Consider the following 19,959-nt stretch of genomic DNA (forward strand, 5'->3'; position numbering starts at 1 on the left):
TAAAAATAGCTTTTTCACCTTTGTCAGCTTGACATCCAAAAATATTGTATGCTACGATGACAACATCAAAAACTTAGGAGGTTCTGGAAATGACTACTACGCCAAAAGAAATTGTCACAGCCTTTGTTTCTTTAACTGAAAAAATTGCCAACAGTCGGACAAATGTTTTAGACTTCGGGAGTCCTGAAATGACTTTTCACCGAGGAGAGATTCATATGTTAAAAATGATTGGCGACTTTCCTGGTATCTATTGTTCCGAATTAGCCCGAAAACTAGGGATCACTCGGGCAGTCGTTCACCGAACTGTCGGGATTTTACATAAAAGAGGGCTTGTGACAAAAGGCCCCGACGAAGAGGATAAAAAAAGGTTCCATCTCTTTTTAAGTGACACTGGCCAACAAGCTTACACTTATCATGAAGAGTATCACCAGGCTCAAGACCAAGAACTTTTTACTTACTTGGCTGACTTATCACCGACAGAATTAACAACTATTGCTGACTTTCTTACACATTCTACGAAACTAATTGACAATCATGCGTAAAGCCATAGATTGTTTGAAAGGACATTGATTGCCATGACAACATATATTTTAGGAGTATTACTTTTAGGCCTCTTTGTTGGCTTAGTGTCAGGAATGTTTGGCCTTGGTGGCGGTGGGATTATTGTCCCCGCCCTCTTGCCTTTATTGCCTTTGATTGGCGTCCCGTCATCTGAGCTGATGTTCATGGCTATGGGGACTTCCTTTGCAACGATGATTATTAGCACTTCAGCGACAGCTTATAATCAGTACCGCAATCAAAACATTGCCTTTGACCGGGTCTCACTTTTTTTACCACCTCTCTTATTGACGGTTTTATTAACTAGTCGGGTAGTAACTAGTCTTAATCAAAACTTTTTAAAGCTCTTTTTCTCTTTATTTTTAATTTATTTTGGTTATAAAATGTTTCGCCAAAGTCAACGAGTTGCCCCTGGGACACCGCCTGAATTAACTCATAGTAAAAGAAATAATATCTTTGCCGCTATCGGAATTGGTTTAATCGCAACGTTAGGTGGGGTTTCTGGCGCCGGCTTAATTGTGCCTTTCTTTAATAAAACTGGCTTAACAATCAAAAAAGCTATCGGCACAGCCGCCTTTTGTGGGGTCTTTTTAACCCTTTTTGCAGCCATTGGTTTTATTATTAGCGGTTTAAGTTACGATAATTTACCCCCTTATTCTTTAGGCTTTATTCATCTGCCAACTGTGGCTATTATTTCATTATTATCGGTACCCATGTCGAAAGTCGGTGTCAAACTGATGTTAAAACTATCTGATAACCACCTTAAACGCTATTTCGCCTTATTTTTAATTGTTTTAAGTCTCTACATGACTTTTATGGCTGTTAAGTCTTTAATTGGTTAATCAGTAATCAAAGTCTGTCGAGTTAATGACTATATCGAAAAAGACAGGAGTAACATTCATTAGCATCTAATAACTTTGCCATTTTAAACGAAATGCTAGCAATCTCAAAGCTACCTTTAATTGCTGAAGGTAATATTGATACACCAGAAAAGGCCAAAAAAATTCTTGCTCTTGGTCTCCATAGTGTCGTTGTTGGTGGTGCCATTACCCGGCCACAATTGATTACTGAAAAATTTGCAAAGGCCATTCAAAAATAAAAAAAACTGATAGTTGAGACTGTTTAGTCTTTCGGCTATCAATTTTTTTTACTGCTAATCAGTAACACTTGTTTGACCTTCCCCTTACGTCAGCCATTAGACTAAAGGAGAAAGAGGTGTGATAGATGAATAAAACAAAAATAACCATTGTCGATTCCCTAGCTTATTACGATAAGTGTCTACTAGGACAGGCAGATGACAATGACTTTCGTTACGACTTAATGAAACCTTTAACGCAAATGTGGCACTACTTAAATGCCCCTTTAGTGGCTAAAACACCAGGTGGTTACGATGTGGTCATGGCAGCTGAAATGTTAGGCATTTGGACGCCAATTAAAGCGAATCCTTTACTTACCACCCAGCTAAGGGATCTCAAAGAAACTAAAATTTTCACTGAGGCAGAAGCGGTTTTAACTACAGCACTTCACCGATTTCAGCAAATCGGTTACGACCTTCCCTTATCAGAAATAACTTTAGCTATTTTATTAGGGGACTCTGAAAACAAACTCCTAGCAGCTAATGAAAGTTATAGTGGTTTTGGTGGTATCCCTGGTTATATTATGTTGATTGTTGTTCCTAATGACTTTAACAGCCCGCGCTTAAAATCAGCTTTAGCCCACGAATTTAACCACAACGTCCGCTTTACTTATGAACCTTTCAACTACGGTGATGTCAGTGTCGGCGATTATTTAGTCATTGAAGGTCTGGCAGAAGTCTTTGCTGAATCACTGTATGGCCCTCTTTACCGGGGGCCTTGGGTTCAAGACTACGACGATGAAGAAATGGCTTATACAATTGAAGTCATGAAAGACGGCCGTTCTGCCCGTGGCTTTGATCAAGTCTCTGCCTATATGTATGGTGACGAAGTAGCGAAGGCTCAAGGCTTTCAACCAGTTGGCCTTGCTAAAAACGCTGGCTATACGATTGGTTATCATCTTATCAAAGCTTATTTACAACAAACGGGAGAAACAATTGAACAAGCGACTTTGAGACCCACTGCCCTCATTATTGAAAAATCAAAGTTTTTTCTTTAGAGGTCAAGAAAAAATCTAAATAGTTATTTTTCCTTTAACCTTTCGTCATAGTTTCGTCAAATTTGCACGCTATAATAATGACATACCAAACAAACAACCCTAACAAACTTTTTCATTATTTACTCCTCCAAAGTAAATAAAATCTCCTTAAGCAACCAGTTACCCGCTGGTTGCTTTTTTTGTACTATTTTAATAACTTTTATCCTTGCCCCACACATCCCTCACCTTGTATAATTAACTAGCATTAAAAGAAGTTTAAAAGTCATTTATTATAATAAACACTAGTCAGGAGCCAAGATATGATTCATAAAATCGCAATTTTAGCAGATGTTCACGGGAACGAGACAGCTTTGAAAGCTGTTCTAGTCGATTGTAAAAAAGAAATAATTACTGATTATTGGTTTCTAGGTGATTTAATTATGCCCGGCCCAGGCGCCTCTTCTCTTTTCAGCTTAATTCAATCGGTCACACCAACTGTTTTTCTCAAAGGGAATTGGGAAGATTGTTTTTTAGCTGGTCTTGGTTCTGAGATAGATGTGGATGAGCCAATGGATATCTACATTGCCACTTTAGCTCATTATTTAAAGCAAAACTTAACAGCTGCTGATTTAACTTTGATCAAAGACGTACCTCTAGCAACTGTTCAAGAAATCAATGGCTTAAAAATTAGTTTAACCCATAATTTACCGACTAAAAACTACGGTCCTGCTCTGATGCCGAACCAAAAACAAGAAAACTTTGAACAGCTATTCGCTGAAGAAGTTGATATTGCGGTTTATGCTCACGTGCATCATCAGTTAATGCGTTATAGTAATCAGGATCAATTAATTATTAATCCTGGTTCCATCGGACAGCCTTTTACTCACTGGCCAACTCTTCAAAAAGATTTACGGGCTCAGTATGCCATTTTAGAAATTGACGAAGAAGGTCGCCCACAAGTTAATTTTAAGCGTACCCCTTATGATGTGCCACAAGAAATTAACTTAGCTCAAACCAAAGAGTTACCGTATTTTGAATTATACGAAGAATTACTGCAAACGGGTCATCGCCGAACTCACGAACCTGGCCTTTTAGCAGACTTAAATCAGCGCTACGGGTATCGTGATGAGATTGTCTCGTTGTTGAATAGCCTTAATAACTAATTATGATTCCCCTCAAAAAAAGACATTCATAAACTTGAATGTCTTTTTCATTAGCTGCCTAATTAACTGAGCTATAAGCTGCGAGCTAGCATCTCTAAAGGAATCCTGACTTCAAGGTAATCCCCTAAAGCATGTTGAACACTGAGATATAATGTTAATTCCTCACTAGTAAAGACAAACTGACCTTTTAAAGAGTCATCTTGACTGATTTCTACTAAGAGTTCCCCTAAAGGATGATTGAAAGCAGCTTCATAAGTTGTTCCTAATTCTTGAAGGTTTCTACTTAATTGACTGGCGATTAGCGCTGTTAACTGCTCATCAACTGCTATAATTTCCTTTAACTGGGCTCGCTCCATTTCCCTAAGATTGAGATTCAAACTTTCTTTTACTTCTCTTGGATAAGCCCCATGAATCGTACTTCCTTCAAAGAGAATTGAGATAAAGTCCGCATTTTCAAATAGCACAACATAATCTAAAGAAGTCCCTTCGTCAAAAATAAGGCGGTGGGATAACTCATCTAAGTAGCTTAAAATAGCATTATTGATCCCCTCTGCATTGGCGATATTTGTAAAGTGCGGATACGGAATTTGCTCCTGATAGAGCCGGCGAGTAACTGAGGCGCCACTAACAGCTTCGACTTCAGTTGACTCTTGGCTTGTTTCATTAACCGAACTAAGGCTATTATTAGTTGCTTCACTTATCTGGCTTGGCTGACGTTCTCCTTGGCGACAGGCACTTAAAAGTAATAAGCTGATAATTCCTAAAGGCCAAATTTTCAAGGGAGACTTCTTCATGGCGGACTCCTTTCGCTACTCTCACGATCAGTTTTTCGGTTACTTTAGTTCTACACCCTCTTCCTGTACTACCTTGACTAGCTCCTCATAAAAAACGGTCATCAACATCCAAGCTGACGTCGCACCGGGATCAAGGTGACCAATGCTTCGTTCACCAAGGCGAGCGGCCCGACCTTTGCGAGCCACAATTGGTCGGGTACTTTCTACCCCAGCTTTCATTAACTTAAGACTCTCTGAAAAGTGCGGTAAAAAATCAACTCCTTCTGAGTAATCTTGTAAATTTAGAATGCCAGGTTCTAAAGCATCAATCAGCGTTTTATCACCAACTTTAGCTTTGCCACGGTATTTAACTGCTTCTAAACCGTGACTTAACATGATGATGAACTCACTCGGCGTGACCTTTTTTTTCGGTCCTAAACCTAAGCCCATCTTCATAAAGAAACTCCCATATAAAGGTCCAGCGGCTCCACCAACTTTATTTAAAACGAAGCGACCAATGGTTTTAAAGAGTTCTTCAACTGTTAAATCAGCAGCTTTAAGTTGGGGTAATTCGGTTTTAATTTTCCGAAAGCCAATACTTAAATTAATGCCGTGGTCCCCATCTCCAATAGCTGAGTCTAGACTAGACCAGTAGTCTCGTTGCTCTTCGACTAAGTCAGCCATCTTTGCAAAAGTATCAATAAAAAAATCCGTCGTTAAGCCACTTTCCTCTGACATTCTTTTACCACCTTTCTTTACTTAATCGTATAACCGCCATCAATCATTAAGTTTTCACCAGTAATTAAACTAGCCCCATCGGAAACTAAGTAAAGAGCAGCCGCTGCCACTTCTTCCGGGTAGCCAAAGCGACCTAAAGGAATTAATTTTTTCATCTCTTCCCCGACTTCCCCAGCCCAAGCTTTTTTACCTAGTTCAGTTAAAATAACTGTTGGCGAGATACTGTTGACGTTAATTTGATAAGGGGCCCATTCCATTGCTAAAACTTGAGTCAATGACACGACTGCCCCTTTACTAGCACAGTAGGCCGCATGTTGATCAAGGGCGACTTTGGCAGCTTGGGACGCCATATTGACAATCTTGCCCCCACCTTGTTTGATCATCCGCTGCCCAACTGCTTGAGCCACTAAAAAAGTTCCTTTCACATTAATCTCGAAAGTTAAATCCCAGTCAGCTTCCTTTACGTCTTCGGCTTTTTCTAAGAAAACGACCCCGGCGGAATTAACTAAAATATCAATTTTTCCAAAGGTGGCTTCAATTTTGTCTAAACTAGCTTCAATTTGGCTTTTATTAGTAATGTCTGTGACTACTCCCATGACACCTTCCTCACTAATCTCTTTCGCTAACTCTGGCGTCTCTAGTTTTTTATCTAAGATAGCTACTTTGGCTCCTTTACCGTGAAATAAACGAACCATAGCATTGCCAATGCCACTGCCTCCCCCAGTTACTACAGCGACTTTATCTGCTAAACTAAAATTAATATCAAATCCCGTGTATTGATTCATTTCCGTTCTCCAATCTCTTACTGGCGCCAGTAAGGGGTGTCACAAGGGGCAGCTAATAATCCTTTTATTTCTTCATCTAAATCAACAATCGTGATTGATAAACCAATCATGTCCATTGAGGTGGCGTAATTACCGACTTGGGAGCTGGCGATTTCAAAGCCTTCTTCTTCTAAAATTTCAACGACTCGTCGGTAAGAAATGTATTGATCCATTAAAGGCAGACCACCTAAGCCGTTTACTAAGACGTGAATCTCTGCCCCTTCAGCTAATTTGGCTTCGGCTAAAATATGACTTAACAGTTGTTCGACGACTTCATCCGCTGTGGCTAATGCCGTTCGTTCAATTCCTGGCTCACCGTGAATCCCCATACCGACTTCCATCTCGCCATCAGCCATTTCAAAAATAACTTCCCCTGTCACTGGTAGTGTGGAGGAAGACAACGCCACCCCCATAGAATAGGTGCGACTGTTCGCTTTTTCGGCAAGGGCTTTGACTTTAGCTAAGTCGTAGCCTTGAGCGGCTGCTCCACTAGCAACTTTAAAGACAATAATATCCCCAGCCACCCCTCTTCGCTCACTGACTTCTTTGGCGGAATAGACATCATCAGTTACTAAGACCGTTTCTACTTGAATGCCATCTTCAGCTGCTAACTCGGCGCCCATATCAAAATTCATGACATCACCGGCATAATTTCCATATAAATAGAGACAGCCCCGACCACTATCAACGGCTTTAACAGCTTGATAACAAGGTTCCGGCGAAGGGGAAGTATTGACGTTACCGATAACCGCAGCATCAGCAAAGTCTTTCCCAACATAGCCGAGAAAGAGTGGTTCATGACCAGAACCGCCTCCAACAATAATCCGCACCCGTGGCTCCTGACTTAAGTGACGACTAACGACGACTCGCTGATCATTTTCTAACAAATAGACATGTTCTGAATGAGCTAGACAATAGCCTGCTAACATTTCCTCCACTGCTTCATAACCATCATTTAATAATCGTCTCATCGACTATCCTCTTCCTTTCTTTAACTTTCAGCTCCGCCTACAAAAATAATGACAACAACCAACCGCCTAAAATTCCTCCAATGACGGCACAAGCAATGATTGGCAAAGAAGGTTTGACTTTATCTCCTGTCAAAACAGCTCCGACCCAAATCCCAACTCCAGCCGCCAGACCTTGATCAACCCAAGCGCCTGTTTGGGTAATCATCGGCGTAGCTAAGCCATGGTTTAAACACCAGACAGTCCCGACAATAAAGGCGGCAGCCATCCAACCTCCCAAGGCTCCCCATTCAGCTACCATCTTGCCCCACATTAAACGAATCGCCAAAGGAAAAATCGCACTGCCGACAATTGTTGCCATCGCTAAATTAACGGTCATTTTTGTTCCTCCTCTGCTTTTTGATGTTTTTCAATTTTAGCAGACAGGACACCACCGACAACAGCCCCGATGACGACTAAACTGATAGTTGGTAAAGCTGCTACTAGTTGCTGACTGCCGTGAATAAAACTATCTCGAGCAATCCCACAAATGCCAATCGCTAAGCCCATATCAACAAAGGCTACGCCGTCTTCGTTACTCGTTAAATTTAAAAAATGGTTTAAAAACCATAAAGGACCAATAATGATAATCGCAGCCACAAAACCACCTAAAATTCCGACTTGACCGATTTCTCCCCAAACTGACATCACAATTAAACCAGCTAAGGTGTAGCCGACAACACTTCTAATTCGTTTCATCCCTTTCCTCCAGTTCTCTTCTTAATAGTTCTAAAGTTTTCATAATTCCCGCTTTATCCCGACCAATTGCCCCTTCAACTGCTGCCACATAAGCCCCCTCGACTAAAGGGAGTTCAGGTAAGAAAGTAATTCGTTCTTGTATTTCAGCATCTTCTAATAATTCCAAAGCAAATCTTACGCTTAACTGACTGCTCTCACTATCGCAAAATATCCAAATATCCGTAGTTTCTTCTAAAAGACTTAAAGTCTTTAAGATTGCTAAAGGACTCATTCCTAAAATACTGTCACTTCTACCAACTGGTAAAACAATCACTTTTGAGTCTAAACCAATCATGACTTCAATCATTGCTAGTAAGTCATTCACTTCTTCCTCATTGTCGGAAACTAAGACAATCCCAATCATCGGTTGTTAGCCTTTAGTAACCAAGCCTTAACTTTCGGCACCATCAAGCCTGGGCTGCCGCCAAAAGCATCGACAGTTGTGCCAGCAATGTGAGGGGTTAAAGTGACATTATCTAACTGTAACAACGGATGTTCCTTGGCTAATGGTTCATTATCGAAAACATCAAGAGCAGCGCCCATTATTTTTTTAGCAGTTAAGGTCTCGATTAAGGCTTCTTCATCAACTAAGTGGGAACGAGCTGTATTAATGAAATAAGCAGTTGGCTTCATTAAATCAAAGCGATTTTGGTTCATTAACTGATATGTTTCCGGTGTGGAACGAGCATGGAGTGACACGACATCACTATTTACTAACAATTCTTCCAGTGACACGACACGACCTCTTGGTAAGTCTGCTTGTTTAACATAAGGGTCATAGACTAAAAACTGACAACTAAAACCACTTAAGAGTTCGGTCACTAAAAACCCAATCTTTCCGAAACCGATTAAGCCAATTTTTCGTTCTTTCAGTTCGATAATTTGACCTTCATTTGGAAAACCTTTCCGCCACTTGCCAGCTTGTAACTCATTGTGACTGCGGCCGATGTTTTTAATTTCAGCTAAGATTAAGCCAACAGTAAATTCCGCTACTGCTCGAGCGTTACGCCCACTAAGATTAACAACCTCGATTTGTCGTTCCTTAGCTGCTACTAAATCAATGTTCTCCACCCCTGCTCGCAAGACAAAAATAGTTTTAAGCTTAGGTGATTTTTCAATCAGTTGCCGATTAATTGGCGTAAATTGCACAATCAAAAGACTGGCTTGGCTGATTTCTGTTTGAAGTGCCACAGGTAAATCAATTCCCTCAGGTCCTTGTTCTTCAACTTGGCGATTCGCTGCTTGAAGCTCTTCGATACTAGGATGTTGCCAACTAGTGACTTTTAGTTCTGCTACTGTCTCTAAGTCACTAAGCCCTTGTCTCATCATCTCTGCTGAGATCAAAGAATCGCCAACTGCGAGAATTTTTTCTGTCACAAACTTTCCCCCTCTCCGGCTTTAATCCCACTTGCAACGGTTTCAAAGTCTTGCCAAATAGGGGCTAGTTTTGTTAGAAGATTGCGATACAGTTGATACTTTTGATCATAAAGAGCTTTTTTAGTTTGATCTGGCTGACACGTTTTGACAACTTGAATCATCCGCTGCGCTCCTACTTCTACGCTTGCAAAAAGCCCTGCGCTAACTCCGGCAATAATTGCCGCTCCCATGGCACCTAGTTCTTTCGTTTGAGTGACTTCAATCGGAACTTGTAAAATGTCAGCAAACATTTGCATCCAAATTTCTGAATTAACGACGCCACCAGCAATCCGGGCTTGTTTAAAGTTCCCACCTTGGGCTATTAACTTATCAATATGATGGCGGTGACTAAAGACAACCCCTTCGTAAATTGCTCTGATTAAATGGCCACGTTTATGCCAAGCACTCATACCAACAAAGGCACTCTTAGCTCGGGGATCAACGTTAGTTCCAAATAAGAATGGCAAAAAGATTAAGTTCGAACGATCATAAGGAACACTTGCAACTAAATCATTAGCTAAGTCATAAAGGGTCCCTTCAGTGTATTCAAGGCCTTTCAAGACTTCAGTTAAAAACCACTCTAAGTTACTGGCAGAAGTCGGGCTACCTTCTGCAATTAAATAGCGATTACCTGGAGCAATGGCACACATAAATAAATCATCGGAAATAACTGGTTCTTCAGCCATAAATTCATTGATTGACCAAGTTCCTGCCGTCACACATAGTTGATCTTTTTGAATGCTTCCTGTGGCGATTGCTGAAGCATGCATGTCCATAGTGCCACCAGCAACAGGTGTGCCAGTGGCCAAGCCAGTCAGTTCCGCAATTTCTTTCGTAATATAACCGTGAATCGCTAAAGGGTCTTTCAATGGTGGCAACTTATCATAAAGAGACTCAATCCCGAATTCCTTTAATAAGTCTTGATCTAAACGCTTTTCAGCAATATTTAACATCCCACCTCCAGAAAAATCACTGATTTCCGTTGCTGCCAAACCTGTCAGTCGATACTTAATATAATCTTTACACATAAAGACGTAATCGGTTTTGGCGATAACAGCTGGTTCATGATCGACTAACCATCTGAGAATAGGAGCTGGTTGCCCTGCCCAAATTGAGTTATAAGTTTTTAACAAGGTCCTGGTGAAAGTGCCATCTTTTTGCCACTGCTCAACATAGTCTTTGCCCCGAGTGTCTGTTGAAATCACCCCATTGTAAGTCGGCTTGCCAGCTTTATCAGATAAATAAACGCCGTTGCCATGGCCGGTAATCCCAATTCCGATAATGCTGACCCCTGAAACACTCGTTTTTTCCAGTAACTCGCGAATAACTGCCACATTTGCTTGCCACATCGCTTCACTGTCTCGTTCCGTATGACCAGGCCGTGGCGTAATCATCACTAACTTTCGGCTGACAACTGCGACTTCCTGACCGTCTAAGCTGTATAAAGCGCCTTTAATGACGGTCCCCCCATTATCAATTCCTAGTAAAAAAGTTGACATCTTGGCCTCACTTTCTCAAAGGTTATCCTTTGTTTTCGACTGCTATGACAATTGCTTTTAACTGACTAATCTCATGACCAAATCGGCCGACAAATACCCCATCAACATCCACATGGTCAACGATCTTTGCTACATTTTCCGAACTGACGGAACCCCCGTAAATCAAACGGATTTTTTGACTAACATCTTGTCCGTAATGGATTTCCAACAGTTGGCGAATCAGTTGATGACTACTATGAATATAATTAGCGGAAGCCGCCGCTTCTTGACCAATTGCCCAAACTGGTTCGTAAGCAATAATGACCTTACTTAATTTAGCTGAACCTAGGCCTTGAAGAGCTAAAAAAAGCTGCCGTTCTAACTCTGCTTGGCGTTGATTTAAGCTAGTCAATTTTGCGACTTCCCCGACACATAACAACGGAATTAAGCCATTATTTAAAGTCAGTCTGACTTTTTGCTGAATGAGTTGGTCGTCTTCTTTAAAAAGTTGTCGGCGTTCACTATGGCCAACTTCTACATAGCCACCTCCGACTTCTCGTAAACTTAAAATTGAATATTCACCGGTGTATGGTCCTTTCTCAAATGGGCCGATGTTTTGGGCCCCCACCCCAATGTTTGAGTTTTTTAAAGTAGCCGCTACTTGGGAAATAGCTCCTAAACTAGGAAAGTAAAGGAACTCAACAGAACTCGTTTTCAATTCCCGCAGTAAGTTTTCAGCAATTTTCAAGTTACTAGCAAGCTCAGGGTAATAGGCTTTTAAACTTAGAGCCACAACTGGTTTTCGCTTCATCTCCATTCCCCCATTTCTTTTAATTCTGTCTAAGCTCAGTTTCCTTAGCTGTAATTTGACTAATTTTTCGCAAGGAGGGACTAGCTTTAAAACGGTGGCTTAAATACTCGGCAACTAATTTTTTAGCAACTTCATCACCAGTAATCTTACTGCCTAAAGTAATAATTTGGGCATCATTACTAAGTTGGGCTCGCTCTGCTGAATAAGGATCTGTGACTTGAGCGGCACGAATGCCTGGAATTTTATTCGCCGCAATGGCCATCCCAATGCCGGTGCCACAGATTAGAATACCTCGCTCAACTTCTTCCCCTAAGATACTTTGTGAGACGGTGAAAGCCACTGCTGGATAATCCACCGCTTTCTCAGAGTGACAGCCGTAATCAACGACTTCATGCCCTGCCTGTTCTAGCGCCTGTCGTAAGGTCTCTTTTAGTAAATAACCGTGATGATCTGCCCCAATCCCAATTTTCATTGCTCATTCCACACCTTTCTATATTGTTTGATCCTAACTGTTAGAATAACGAAAAAACCCCTTAATCCTTAGGTTGTTGCCCACCATAACTTTTCAGCTTATTAACAGCTCACGAATGTTAGTTTGACAGGCAATTTTCTAAGTATTAACGGATTTTTATAAGTGACTTCGGACTTTCACGACCATTGTAAAATAACGAACATTAGTAGTCAATTATATTAAAGCCAATCTGAAGATTTTTTCAAACTAGCGCAATTTATCTAACCCTGCTAGTAGCTCTTTCATGCGGCGACGAGCCACATAACATTTTTTGTCTTTTTCAAAATAAACGGTGTAATCTTGTTTATCGACATAACTGACATTTTCTAAATTGATTAAGTAAGAACGATGACACCGATAGAAACGTTGGTCTTGCTTAACGACGCCATTTAAACTACCATAAAACTCAACTTTTTTATGTTTAGTTACCACATTTACTTTGTGAGGAATGGCTAAGGTTTCAAAATATAGAATCTCTGAATACGGTAACTGAAACTTGCTTTGATTTGTTTCAAAATGAAAAGCATCTTGACTAATTAGCTGGTTTTGACGGCTGTCGACTAGCTCAAGACATTCTTCTAAGCGCTTTTTCAATTCACGCTCCGCTTGATTTTTTTCAATCACATCTAGGGCAGAGATTTTATAACGAAAACTTTCGCTAGCTAATTCAGTCTGTCCTGTTACAAATACAATGGTACTATTAGGGTCTTTTTCACGAATACTTTGAGCCACTCGAAACCCTTTGCTCCGATCTTTGTTAAATGTCGTATCAAGAAAAAATAATTGATGACACCCTTGTTCTGTCACTTTTTCAAGTAGTTTTTTGGGACGACCAGTAGCCACAATTTTCCGAATCGTGATAGTTTTCTCGTTTAACACTTCTTTAATTAGGCGTTCTAAACGTTGCCGATAATATAAATCTTCTTCTAATATAAAAATATTCATTGATTCACCTCATTAAATATTCAATCACTTGCAACTAACTAAAATTCTAATTCGGCCTATCAGTTGGCTGAAGGTCAACCTTACCTAAAACTTTGGCTTAATTGTAACAAGTTATTAAACAATAATGGGTGGAAAATCTTCAACGGTCTCTGTATATTCCTAGTTGGTCAATGCTTCACCTTTAAAGCTTCTTCAATAATCATTTGAGATAAAAGGCTTTTTTTCTATAAAAGTTTATTTTACTATAAAGTATCTTAAAATTAACGAAGGACCTAAGGTTTAATGTTAATTTTATTAAATAATTATGAGGTGGCTATTAATGACGAAGGATATTAAAAAAATTATTGCGAAAGTAGCTAATGTTGATGTAACCATAATAACTGACGAGACGGAATTAGTCGCTGATCTGGAATTAGACTCGATGGATGTCTTGGATATTGTAACTGAGCTTGAAAAAACTTACCCAATCGATATTCCAGGTGAAGCGATGACAGAGTTTTTTTCAGTGGAAGATATTCAGCTTTGTGTTAATGAATTGATGGCTAAAAATGACTAAGGAAGTCGTTGTAACTGGGATTGGTCTTGTTACTTCAATTGGTCGAAATGACTTATTCTGGCAAAATTGTTTAAGTGGGGTTTTAGGAACTTCACAAGTGACACACTCACTTTTCTCTTACACCGATCAGTTTATGGGGGGGCAAATTAAAAATTATGATATCAACGCTTATTATTCCGCTCCTCAGCTAGCTGAGATCGGTCGTGGTAGCCAATTTTTATACGATATTATTTCTCAAAGTTTAACTCAAAGTCAAGCAAACATTGACATGGTTGATACCGTATATATCGGGACAACGATGGGAGATGCCAGTCTGGGACTTTCATCTAATTATTACTATCGTCAAGAAGTGATTCCCCATAATTTCTTAGAAAAAAACCCTCGAGAACAAATGATCAAAGATACTTTAACTTGTTTAACAGATAAAAAAATCCCCCATTATTTAATAGCTAATGCTTGTTCCGCCGGCAATTACGCCTTAGCTAACGCTTATCAAGGGATCAAATATGGTGAGCAAAAAATGGTCTTAGCTGGTGGTGTTGATCCTTTTTCTTCGATCTCTTTATTAGGTTTTAAGCGGTTAAATGCGATCGCTGAAACTGTCTGTCGGCCTTTTTCTAAAGAACGAGACGGCATGCTCGTTTCTGAAGGCGCTGCCCTCCTAGTCCTTGAAGAGAAATCCCACGCTGAGCAACGAGGAGTGCCAATTTTAGCTGAACTTGTAGGAGTGGGATTATCAAGTGATGCGTACCATATTAATATCCCTCATCCCCAAGGGTTAGGCTTGAAAGCTGCTATTACCGGTGCACTGGAAAATGCCCAATTAACGGCTACTGAGATTGACTACATCTCCTTACATGGAACAGGAACAAAAAAAAATGATGTAATTGAAGCTAAAATTATTAATGACTTATTTCCAGCACAAAATATTATTGCTAGTTCGATTAAATCTATGTTAGGCCATACTATGGGGGCTTCGAGTGCGATTGAAGCCGCTGTCTGTTGTTATGCCACTAAACATGATTTGCTACCACCGACAACGAATTTTCTAACTCCTGATCCGGCTTGTCCCATTGACTGTATCCCGAACAAGATGCGGCAAAAAACTGTCAATTATGCTTTAAATCTTTCCGCCGGTTTTGGCGGTACTAACGCTGCCCTGATTTTCAAAAAATATGCTTAAGCTAATCAAAGGGAGGTTGTCTTATTAATATCTTAGTCCATTGTCAAAAGCAATTAACACCAACCCTTAAAGAGTCCGTCAAAATCAAAAAGTACGCCTATCCTCTGACCTTAAAAAAACTTGATTTACACGGTCATAATTATCAGAACAAACGCCTCGGGAAAAATTTTAAACGCTTGACCCCTAGAGCTCAAGGGATCATTTATCATGCCGACCTTTTAATCAACGACTTAGGTCTTGAGTCTCCTTATGATCTTGGCAGTCGGTGGGGCATTTTTGTAACTACTGCCTATAGCCACATTGAAAACTCTTATCGCTTTATGGATGAAGCTTATGAAACTTCCCCTAAGTTCATTAGTCCGATTTTCTTTCCAAATGCCGCTTTAAACAGTTTATCTGGTTGGCTCTCTGTCGCCTTTAATGTGACTGGTCCTAATTCAACGATATATAGTCTCGCAGTCGCTAATCCTGCCAAAGAACTTGCTATTAACGCTCTTCGCTCAAAAACAATTGACTATGCCTTAGTCATTAAAACGACAGAATACACCCAACTAATCTTAGAAAATATTCCTGTAGCTGAGAACCAAGACAGTTTTTCAGAATCGCTGGAATTAGTTATCTTAGCTGCCCCGCAGTCACTTGCTTAACAGACTACTTTTAGTTAGTAGCCGATTGCTACCTCGGAAGGAGTTTTAGGACCGTGTTTCAGACATTACGATTATATTTGAAGATTTTCAAATTCACCCTTTTAGGTATGTTGATTAAAGCTAATTACTTAACATTTTCTAAAAACTTAACTAATCATATCGACTTGCCTCACCACTTATTAGAAGAACAGTATATTTATCTTTCTTGGCACGGTTGTATTGGGGCGATGTTGCATTTTTTAACTGTTGTCAAACCACCAAAGTTAGCCATTATCATGTCAAATAACCCGCAAAATTACATTTGTATTCCCTTATTTAAATATTTAGGCATTACGATTATCCACCAAGATGATCATCAATTAGATCATTTTTCTCGTGCCAAAAAAATTCATCGCTATTTAAAAGAGGGGTACTCTATTTTTAATTTTGCAGACGGGCCAAATGGGCCAAACCGCCAACTTAAAAAAGATATGCTCGTCTTCTCAAAAAAATATAACGTGCCCGTTTTACCAATTTTTTGCAGTCTCGACGACTATACCCCACTGCGAAAAGCTTGGGATTATTCTTATGTCATCAATAAAAAAACGAGCCATTTTTTCGTTAGCCACCAGACTCCCTTCATCGTCAATGATATTGAAGCAGATGCTGCTTTCGTTGAAAAACAGTTAAATCAACTTGTCGTAACTTTGGCAGATCGTGAAGTTGAATTAACTAATTAAGAAATTATTTGAAAGGAGGTGATACTATGGTTTCTATGTCAATTGCAGCTGTTACAGCTATTTTAATCGGGATTATGAGTATTGGTTGGTGTTAATCTCACCTAGCTAATCCTTTAGAAGCTGTAACTAAGGTTACAGCTTCTTTTAACTATTACTTTAGTCGATTAAAATAAACTAAGTCCCCTGTTTAACTTGTGAAGAAAACAGAAAGGTGAACATCATGAAACTGATTGAAACGACAAATATTACTAAAATCTACGGTGGTAAAAATCCTTTTAATGCTCTTAACGGCGTTGATTTAACTTTAGAACAAGGAGAAAGTTTAGCAATTGTTGGCAAAAGTGGCTCTGGAAAATCAACCTTAATGCATATCTTAGCCTTATTAGATTCCCCTAGTTCAGGTACCCTCATAATCAACGGTGTCGATCACCAGACTTTGACGGAAAAGAAAATGAATCAAATTAGAAATGAGCAATTTGGTTTCGTCTTTCAACAATTTTTTACTAAGCCACGAGAATCAACTCTCAACAACGTTTTGCTACCTTTAGAAATTGCCGGTAGTGCTTATAAACATTCTCAAAAAGAGCGGCACCAATTAGCCTTAAAAGCTTTGGAAGCTGTTGACTTAGTCGATAAAGCGAAAGCCCCTGTCAGTGATTTGTCTGGTGGTCAAAAACAGCGGGTCTGTATTGCCCGGGCAATTATTAATAATCCCCAAGTCATCTTTGCTGATGAACCAACTGGTAATTTAGACAGTAAGACTAGTGCTGACATACAAGGCTTATTGTTTCACTTACATCGAGAAAAAGGGATCACCCTAGTTGTAGTGACACATGACAACGACTTCGCCCAAAAATTTGATCGGCAACTTTATCTCCACGATGGCATAATTACAAAGGAGTTAATTAAATGAGTTTAAAAGACATGTTAAAATCGGCCCTAAAAAATCTCCTTCACCATAAAATGCGCTCTTTTTTGACTGCGATTGCTATTTTTATCGGAACTTTTACGATTTACTTAACTCTTGGTGTGAATTTAGGCATCAATGCTTATTTAGATCAACAAATTGAAAATGTTGGTGGTGAAAATCAGCTGACAGTGACTCGTCAAAGAGCAACTAGTTTTAAAATCAACGATAGCATCCCGATTGAATACTCTGACGACACCGCTGAAAATACTGAGAGTATGGAATTGAATAATCAAGATGTGACTAATATTTCTGAACTAGCTAGCTTAACCGAAGTTGACCCAATTAAAGTTTTGCGCCTCCAATATGCCCAAGGGGTTAACGACAAAAAGTATCTCCTACCTGTTAATCAAGGGATTTTTGGTATTCAATATGATCTACGAGCAGGCTCTTTGATTAACTTAAACAGTGAGGATTATCAAATTAATATTCCTGATGAGTTTATTTCTGCCTTAGGCTTTTCAACCACTGAGGAAGCCCTTGGCAGTAAGATTGAACTGGCCGTCCAAAACCAAGTGACTTTAGAAACTGAATTACTCGAAGTAGAAATTGTCGGAATTTTAAATAAAAGTTTAATTCAAGGGGGGCAATCAATCGTCAATCGTGCCTTAGCTAATGAGATCATCGCCATTAGTCAACAAGATTTACCTGACAATGTTGGCGACAATTATCAATTTATTTCCGTAGAAGTCAAAAGGGATCAAGGGAATGACAGCATCGCTGCTGTAAAAAAAGAATTAAACGACTTAGGTTATGAGGGGATTACTGTGGAAGATTCCATCGGTATTATGCACAATGTGATTAATGGTATTACGGCTGTCTTAATTTTATTTGGGGTCTTAACTTTATTAGCCGCTTGTTTCGGGATTATTAATACCCTTTATATGTCAGTTCAGGACCGGACCCGTGAAGTCGGCTTAATGAAGGCCTTAGGCTTAGACAAAGGCAGAATTTTTTTAATTTTTAGTTTTGAAGCGATCTTACTTGGTTTGCTTGGGGCAATTCTGGGGATTATTAGTGCTTATGGGGCTGGCTCAGTTATTAACAATTTAGCAACAACAGGGTTTCTTTCAGAATTAACTGGATTAGAATTAGTCAAACTGGATTTGCTAACAAGTCTCTACCTCTTATTAATAGTCTTAGCTATCTCTTTTTTAGCTGGCACGTTCCCTGCTAAAAAAGCTGCTAAACTTAATCCAATTACTGCTCTACGCTATGAATAAGTCTTTATCAAAAACTAGTTAATGGTTGCTCTCGCCGTCGTTAACTAGTTTTACTTTTCTACGCCTTGTGTTAAAGCTTTGATTTTTAGTAATAATTTAAGAAGGGCTGGTAATTGATCGATTCCTTCTTCAGCTAAAAAATGCCCGCCTGTTGGTAGCTGCTGAAAATCTGCCTGGAGTTCTTGAGCCAGTCGTTGGCTAGCTTCAGTTGGAACAATTTCGTCATCAGCAGCGGATATCACACATCGATAACTAATGCTGTCAACTAGTTGGTCCAACGCTAAAGGCTCACCGATAAACTGGTCTAATTCTGGCATAGCAGGAATACTCTCCTTAAAGCCAGCAACTAATATTACCCCACCAATCTTCACCGGTTTAGGTAACTGGCTTAAATAAGTTAATAAGGTTAAGCAACCTAAACTGTGAGCAACAAAATAAGTTCCTTCGTTTAATTCTGGCAGTTGAGTTGCTAAGGTTTTTAGCCACTGATCTTTCTGCGGATTCCCTGGTTCTGGCAGTTGGATAAAATGACTACTTAGCTTAACTTTGGCTAATTCATTTTGGAGCCAAGGAAACCAGTGTGAGTCTTGATAAGAATTATAACCATGAATCAAGTAGATTTGCGGCATCGTGGACCTCCCTTGAAATTGTTCCTTTTATTATCTCTTGCTTCTAAGTTTTTTTCAACTTAACTTGTTCAGCATTTAGAAAATTGTTATAATTGAGCTTCTTTTAAAGAAAGGCGGTGTGTGTAAAGGTGACTAGCTTATGGAAAAAAATACTCTACTCATTGTTATTTTTAAATCTTATCTTCATTAGTGTTGCTCTCTTCCTTTTATTAAAGCCTTTTAACTTGGAAAATGATGTGGTAGCTGAAGACATAGCGGAAGTCTCTTCTTCGGAATATGTGATTACGCCACCCCTTGCTAAGATTGAACACATTGTTTTTATTGGTGATTCGATAACTTATGGTTACCAGCTTACAGATCATTTTACTAAATTAGAGCTGCCTCCAGTTAACTTAGGAGTTAATGGCGAAACAAGTGAGCAAGTCTTAAGCCGCCTTGACCATACGTTGTACGAGCTAAGGCCTAAGAAATTTTTCTTATTAATTGGGACAAATGACTTAGTTAAAACAAAAAAAACACCAGGAGAAATAGCTACGACTATCAAAGAGATTATTACAACTTTACAGGAACAGCTACCCGAAACGGAGATTTTTGTTGAATCTGTTTATCCGGTTAACACTGTTGATTTTTTAAGTCCTAACCACAAAAAAATGGTCGGCTCTCGAAACAATGGAACCATCGTGAAACTAAATCGGTTGATTCAACTAGTGACTTTAGAAACTAAGACTACTTACCTTGAGGTCTATCCTGTGCTCCTTGATCAAAAGGAACAACTAATCAAAGAATATTCTTACGATGGCTTACATCTTAATCAAGCTGGTTATGACGTTATTACTGAATTTTTAAGCCCCTATGTCTATGACTAAAAATCATAATTTCCCATAAAAGAGAACAATCATTTAAGGTGATTGTTCTCTTTTTTCACCTTACTGTGAATATTTCTTGACTATTAGTCAAGAAA

The 19,959-nt window shown here is 39.4% G+C and carries 24 protein-coding genes and 1 pseudogene; 12 read left to right on the plus strand and 13 right to left on the minus strand.

What is annotated here, in order from left to right; all coding sequences use genetic code 11:
- Positions 1-89: 89 nt before the first annotated feature.
- From CBF35_RS11075 to CBF35_RS11095, 5 genes and pseudogenes are all read left to right on the plus strand, one after another.
- Positions 90-542 (plus strand): MarR family winged helix-turn-helix transcriptional regulator, encoded by a 453-nt coding sequence (locus tag CBF35_RS11075; RefSeq protein ID WP_244922593.1) that lies wholly within the window; start codon positions 90-92, stop codon positions 540-542.
- A 33-nt stretch (positions 543-575) separates the two neighbouring features.
- A complete protein-coding gene (locus tag CBF35_RS11080; RefSeq protein ID WP_126781141.1) occupies positions 576-1,400 on the plus strand; it encodes a sulfite exporter TauE/SafE family protein in 825 nt (274 codons plus the stop codon).
- Between the two features lie 77 nt (positions 1,401-1,477).
- Positions 1,478-1,657, plus strand: a pseudogene (locus CBF35_RS11085) (N-acetylmannosamine-6-phosphate 2-epimerase); the annotation flags it as partial.
- Between the two features lie 125 nt (positions 1,658-1,782).
- Positions 1,783-2,691, plus strand: a complete 909-nt coding sequence (locus CBF35_RS11090) for a DUF2268 domain-containing putative Zn-dependent protease (protein WP_126781145.1) — start codon at positions 1,783-1,785, stop codon at positions 2,689-2,691.
- 299 nt (positions 2,692-2,990) lie between these two features.
- The gene (locus tag CBF35_RS11095) at positions 2,991-3,833 is read left to right on the plus strand and encodes a metallophosphoesterase family protein (RefSeq protein ID WP_126781147.1); all 843 of its coding nucleotides are present in this window, start codon (positions 2,991-2,993) and stop codon (positions 3,831-3,833) included.
- A 71-nt stretch (positions 3,834-3,904) separates the two neighbouring features.
- Here the strand turns inward: CBF35_RS11095 and CBF35_RS11100 are convergent, their stop codons facing one another.
- The 12 genes from CBF35_RS11100 to CBF35_RS11155 all read right to left on the minus strand — a co-directional run bounded on the left by CBF35_RS11100 (position 3,905) and on the right by CBF35_RS11155 (position 13,074).
- Entirely contained in the window at positions 3,905-4,627 is a 723-nt protein-coding gene (locus CBF35_RS11100; RefSeq protein WP_126781149.1) for a hypothetical protein, read from the minus strand.
- A gap of 39 nt (positions 4,628-4,666) precedes the next feature.
- On the minus strand, positions 4,667-5,344 hold the full coding sequence (dhaL, locus tag CBF35_RS11105; protein ID WP_126781151.1) for a dihydroxyacetone kinase subunit DhaL: 678 nt from the start codon (positions 5,342-5,344) through the stop codon (positions 4,667-4,669).
- 17 nt (positions 5,345-5,361) lie between these two features.
- Complete coding sequence (locus CBF35_RS11110; RefSeq protein WP_126781153.1) at positions 5,362-6,129, minus strand: SDR family oxidoreductase; 768 nt, start codon at positions 6,127-6,129, stop codon at positions 5,362-5,364.
- A gap of 17 nt (positions 6,130-6,146) precedes the next feature.
- Positions 6,147-7,139 (minus strand): dihydroxyacetone kinase subunit DhaK, encoded by a 993-nt coding sequence (locus tag CBF35_RS11115; protein WP_126781155.1) that lies wholly within the window; start codon positions 7,137-7,139, stop codon positions 6,147-6,149.
- A 37-nt stretch (positions 7,140-7,176) separates the two neighbouring features.
- Entirely contained in the window at positions 7,177-7,515 is a 339-nt protein-coding gene (locus tag CBF35_RS11120) for a Lin0368 family putative glycerol transporter subunit (RefSeq protein WP_126781157.1), read from the minus strand.
- The gene (locus CBF35_RS11125) at positions 7,512-7,874 is read right to left on the minus strand and encodes a Lin0368 family putative glycerol transporter subunit (protein ID WP_126781160.1); all 363 of its coding nucleotides are present in this window, start codon (positions 7,872-7,874) and stop codon (positions 7,512-7,514) included. The genes CBF35_RS11120 and CBF35_RS11125 overlap by 4 nt, the downstream gene beginning before the upstream one ends.
- Positions 7,861-8,277, minus strand: coding sequence for a PTS-dependent dihydroxyacetone kinase phosphotransferase subunit DhaM (locus tag CBF35_RS11130; RefSeq protein WP_126781162.1), 417 nt, complete (start codon positions 8,275-8,277; stop codon positions 7,861-7,863). The genes CBF35_RS11125 and CBF35_RS11130 overlap by 14 nt, the downstream gene beginning before the upstream one ends.
- On the minus strand, positions 8,274-9,290 hold the full coding sequence (locus CBF35_RS11135; protein ID WP_211345311.1) for a 2-hydroxyacid dehydrogenase: 1,017 nt from the start codon (positions 9,288-9,290) through the stop codon (positions 8,274-8,276). The genes CBF35_RS11130 and CBF35_RS11135 overlap by 4 nt, the downstream gene beginning before the upstream one ends.
- On the minus strand, positions 9,287-10,828 hold the full coding sequence (locus tag CBF35_RS11140) for an FGGY-family carbohydrate kinase (protein WP_126781165.1): 1,542 nt from the start codon (positions 10,826-10,828) through the stop codon (positions 9,287-9,289). Before CBF35_RS11140 ends, CBF35_RS11135 begins: the two co-directional genes overlap by 4 nt.
- 22 nt (positions 10,829-10,850) lie before the next feature.
- Positions 10,851-11,618 carry a triose-phosphate isomerase family protein gene (locus tag CBF35_RS11145; RefSeq protein WP_170174783.1) on the minus strand — a complete coding sequence of 256 codons (768 nt, stop codon included), beginning with the start codon at positions 11,616-11,618 and terminating at the stop codon, positions 10,851-10,853.
- Positions 11,619-11,637: 19 nt separating this feature from the next.
- Positions 11,638-12,090 (minus strand): ribose 5-phosphate isomerase B, encoded by a 453-nt coding sequence (gene rpiB, locus CBF35_RS11150; RefSeq protein WP_126781169.1) that lies wholly within the window; start codon positions 12,088-12,090, stop codon positions 11,638-11,640.
- Positions 12,091-12,336: 246 nt separating this feature from the next.
- Positions 12,337-13,074, minus strand: coding sequence for a LytR/AlgR family response regulator transcription factor (locus CBF35_RS11155; RefSeq protein WP_126781171.1), 738 nt, complete (start codon positions 13,072-13,074; stop codon positions 12,337-12,339).
- A gap of 319 nt (positions 13,075-13,393) precedes the next feature.
- Here CBF35_RS11155 and CBF35_RS11160 point away from each other — a divergent pair, with 319 nt between their 5' ends.
- From CBF35_RS11160 to CBF35_RS11185, 6 genes are all read left to right on the plus strand, one after another.
- On the plus strand, positions 13,394-13,630 hold the full coding sequence (locus CBF35_RS11160; protein ID WP_170174784.1) for an acyl carrier protein: 237 nt from the start codon (positions 13,394-13,396) through the stop codon (positions 13,628-13,630).
- Positions 13,623-14,813 carry a beta-ketoacyl-[acyl-carrier-protein] synthase family protein gene (locus CBF35_RS11165; protein WP_126781175.1) on the plus strand — a complete coding sequence of 397 codons (1,191 nt, stop codon included), beginning with the start codon at positions 13,623-13,625 and terminating at the stop codon, positions 14,811-14,813. The genes CBF35_RS11160 and CBF35_RS11165 overlap by 8 nt, the downstream gene beginning before the upstream one ends.
- Positions 14,814-14,989: 176 nt before the next feature.
- Positions 14,990-15,460 (plus strand): beta-ketoacyl synthase N-terminal-like domain-containing protein, encoded by a 471-nt coding sequence (locus tag CBF35_RS11170; RefSeq protein ID WP_170174785.1) that lies wholly within the window; start codon positions 14,990-14,992, stop codon positions 15,458-15,460.
- 53 nt (positions 15,461-15,513) lie between these two features.
- The gene (locus tag CBF35_RS11175) at positions 15,514-16,179 is read left to right on the plus strand and encodes a lysophospholipid acyltransferase family protein (RefSeq protein WP_126781179.1); all 666 of its coding nucleotides are present in this window, start codon (positions 15,514-15,516) and stop codon (positions 16,177-16,179) included.
- Between the two features lie 220 nt (positions 16,180-16,399).
- Complete coding sequence (locus CBF35_RS11180) at positions 16,400-17,092, plus strand: ABC transporter ATP-binding protein (protein ID WP_126781182.1); 693 nt, start codon at positions 16,400-16,402, stop codon at positions 17,090-17,092.
- Complete coding sequence (locus tag CBF35_RS11185; protein WP_126781184.1) at positions 17,089-18,369, plus strand: ABC transporter permease; 1,281 nt, start codon at positions 17,089-17,091, stop codon at positions 18,367-18,369. The genes CBF35_RS11180 and CBF35_RS11185 overlap by 4 nt, the downstream gene beginning before the upstream one ends.
- Before the next feature lie 50 nt (positions 18,370-18,419).
- Here CBF35_RS11185 and CBF35_RS11190 read toward each other — a convergent pair whose 3' ends face one another.
- On the minus strand, positions 18,420-18,998 hold the full coding sequence (locus CBF35_RS11190) for an RBBP9/YdeN family alpha/beta hydrolase (protein ID WP_126781186.1): 579 nt from the start codon (positions 18,996-18,998) through the stop codon (positions 18,420-18,422).
- Positions 18,999-19,126: 128 nt separating this feature from the next.
- Between CBF35_RS11190 and CBF35_RS11195 the strand changes: the two genes are divergently transcribed.
- The gene (locus tag CBF35_RS11195) at positions 19,127-19,864 is read left to right on the plus strand and encodes a GDSL-type esterase/lipase family protein (RefSeq protein ID WP_170174786.1); all 738 of its coding nucleotides are present in this window, start codon (positions 19,127-19,129) and stop codon (positions 19,862-19,864) included.
- Positions 19,865-19,959: the final 95 nt, after the last annotated feature.

The sequence above is a fragment of the Vagococcus salmoninarum genome, from assembly GCF_003987495.1.
Taxonomy (GTDB): Bacteria; Bacillota; Bacilli; order Lactobacillales; family Vagococcaceae; genus Vagococcus_D; species Vagococcus_D salmoninarum.

What these genes read in the sequence shown, in the direction of transcription:
- CBF35_RS11075 (WP_244922593.1), top strand. Translation starts at nt 90, where the DNA reads ATGACTACTACGCCAAAAGAAATTGTCACAGCCTTTGTTTCTTTAACT.
- CBF35_RS11080 (WP_126781141.1), top strand. Translation starts at nt 576, where the DNA reads ATGACAACATATATTTTAGGAGTATTACTTTTAGGCCTCTTTGTTGGC.
- CBF35_RS11090 (WP_126781145.1), top strand. Translation starts at nt 1,783, where the DNA reads ATGAATAAAACAAAAATAACCATTGTCGATTCCCTAGCTTATTACGAT.
- CBF35_RS11095 (WP_126781147.1), top strand. Translation starts at nt 2,991, where the DNA reads ATGATTCATAAAATCGCAATTTTAGCAGATGTTCACGGGAACGAGACA.
- CBF35_RS11100 (WP_126781149.1), bottom strand. Translation starts at nt 4,627, where the DNA reads ATGAAGAAGTCTCCCTTGAAAATTTGGCCTTTAGGAATTATCAGCTTA.
- dhaL (WP_126781151.1), bottom strand. Translation starts at nt 5,344, where the DNA reads ATGTCAGAGGAAAGTGGCTTAACGACGGATTTTTTTATTGATACTTTT.
- CBF35_RS11110 (WP_126781153.1), bottom strand. Translation starts at nt 6,129, where the DNA reads ATGAATCAATACACGGGATTTGATATTAATTTTAGTTTAGCAGATAAA.
- CBF35_RS11115 (WP_126781155.1), bottom strand. Translation starts at nt 7,139, where the DNA reads ATGAGACGATTATTAAATGATGGTTATGAAGCAGTGGAGGAAATGTTA.
- CBF35_RS11120 (WP_126781157.1), bottom strand. Translation starts at nt 7,515, where the DNA reads ATGACCGTTAATTTAGCGATGGCAACAATTGTCGGCAGTGCGATTTTT.
- CBF35_RS11125 (WP_126781160.1), bottom strand. Translation starts at nt 7,874, where the DNA reads ATGAAACGAATTAGAAGTGTTGTCGGCTACACCTTAGCTGGTTTAATT.
- CBF35_RS11130 (WP_126781162.1), bottom strand. Translation starts at nt 8,277, where the DNA reads ATGATTGGGATTGTCTTAGTTTCCGACAATGAGGAAGAAGTGAATGAC.
- CBF35_RS11140 (WP_126781165.1), bottom strand. Translation starts at nt 10,828, where the DNA reads ATGTCAACTTTTTTACTAGGAATTGATAATGGGGGGACCGTCATTAAA.
- CBF35_RS11145 (WP_170174783.1), bottom strand. Translation starts at nt 11,618, where the DNA reads ATGAAGCGAAAACCAGTTGTGGCTCTAAGTTTAAAAGCCTATTACCCT.
- rpiB (WP_126781169.1), bottom strand. Translation starts at nt 12,090, where the DNA reads ATGAAAATTGGGATTGGGGCAGATCATCACGGTTATTTACTAAAAGAG.
- CBF35_RS11155 (WP_126781171.1), bottom strand. Translation starts at nt 13,074, where the DNA reads ATGAATATTTTTATATTAGAAGAAGATTTATATTATCGGCAACGTTTA.
- CBF35_RS11160 (WP_170174784.1), top strand. Translation starts at nt 13,394, where the DNA reads ATGACGAAGGATATTAAAAAAATTATTGCGAAAGTAGCTAATGTTGAT.
- CBF35_RS11165 (WP_126781175.1), top strand. Translation starts at nt 13,623, where the DNA reads ATGACTAAGGAAGTCGTTGTAACTGGGATTGGTCTTGTTACTTCAATT.
- CBF35_RS11180 (WP_126781182.1), top strand. Translation starts at nt 16,400, where the DNA reads ATGAAACTGATTGAAACGACAAATATTACTAAAATCTACGGTGGTAAA.
- CBF35_RS11185 (WP_126781184.1), top strand. Translation starts at nt 17,089, where the DNA reads ATGAGTTTAAAAGACATGTTAAAATCGGCCCTAAAAAATCTCCTTCAC.
- CBF35_RS11190 (WP_126781186.1), bottom strand. Translation starts at nt 18,998, where the DNA reads ATGCCGCAAATCTACTTGATTCATGGTTATAATTCTTATCAAGACTCA.